General features: G+C 56.5%; 1 rRNA gene. It reads left to right on the forward strand.

Features of this window, described 5'->3' with window-relative positions:
* Positions 1-1,178: ribosomal RNA gene (locus ACRWNP_RS37075) — 23S ribosomal RNA — on the forward strand; the annotation flags it as partial.

Genomic DNA, 1,178 nt, shown 5'->3' on the forward strand with positions numbered 1-1,178 from the left:
GCTCCCTGAGCTGGTGGTGGCCGCAGAGACCAGCGAGAAGCGACTGTTTACTAAAAACACAGGTCCGTGCGAAGCCGTAAGGCGATGTATACGGACTGACGCCTGCCCGGTGCTGGAACGTTAAGGGGACCGGTTAGCTCTGATTCGTCAGGGCGAAGCTGAGAACTTAAGCGCCAGTAAACGGCGGTGGTAACTATAACCATCCTAAGGTAGCGAAATTCCTTGTCGGGTAAGTTCCGACCTGCACGAATGGCGTAACGACTTCTCGACTGTCTCAACCACAGGCCCGGTGAAATTGCACTACGAGTAAAGATGCTCGTTTCGCGCAGCAGGACGGAAAGACCCCGGGACCTTTACTACAGCTTGATATTGGTGTTCGGTTCGGCTTGTGTAGGATAGGTGGGAGACTGTGAAGCAGTGGCGCCAGCCATTGTGGAGTCATCGTTGAAATACCACTCTGGTCGTGCTGGATGTCTAACCTCGGTCCGTGATCCGGATCAGGGACAGTGTCTGGTGGGTAGTTTAACTGGGGCGGTTGCCTCCTAAAGGGTAACGGAGGCGCCCAAAGGTTCCCTCAGCCTGGTTGGCAATCAGGTGTTGAGTGTAAGTGCACAAGGGAGCTTGACTGTGAGACTGACGGGTCGAGCAGGTACGAAAGTAGGGACTAGTGATCCGGCGGTGGCTTGTGGAAGCGCCGTCGCTCAACGGATAAAAGGTACCCCGGGGATAACAGGCTGATCTTCCCCAAGAGTCCATATCGACGGGATGGTTTGGCACCTCGATGTCGGCTCGTCGCATCCTGGGGCTGGAGTCGGTCCCAAGGGTTGGGCTGTTCGCCCATTAAAGCGGTACGCGAGCTGGGTTTAGAACGTCGTGAGACAGTTCGGTCCCTATCCGCTGTGCGCGTAGGAGTCTTGAGAAGGGCTGTCCCTAGTACGAGAGGACCGGGACGGACGAACCTCTGGTGTGCCAGTTGTTCTGCCAAGGGCATGGCTGGTTGGCTACGTTCGGGAGGGATAACCGCTGAAAGCATCTAAGCGGGAAGCCTGCTTCGAGATGAGGACTCCCACCCCCTTTGAGGGGTTAAGGCTCCCAGTAGACGACTGGGTTGATAGGCCGGATGTGGAAGCCCAGTAATGGGTGGAGCTGACCGGTACTAATAAGCCGAGGGCTTGTCC

Source organism: Actinacidiphila sp. bgisy160 (assembly GCF_965342435.1).
Lineage (GTDB): Bacteria > Actinomycetota > Actinomycetes > Streptomycetales > Streptomycetaceae > Actinacidiphila.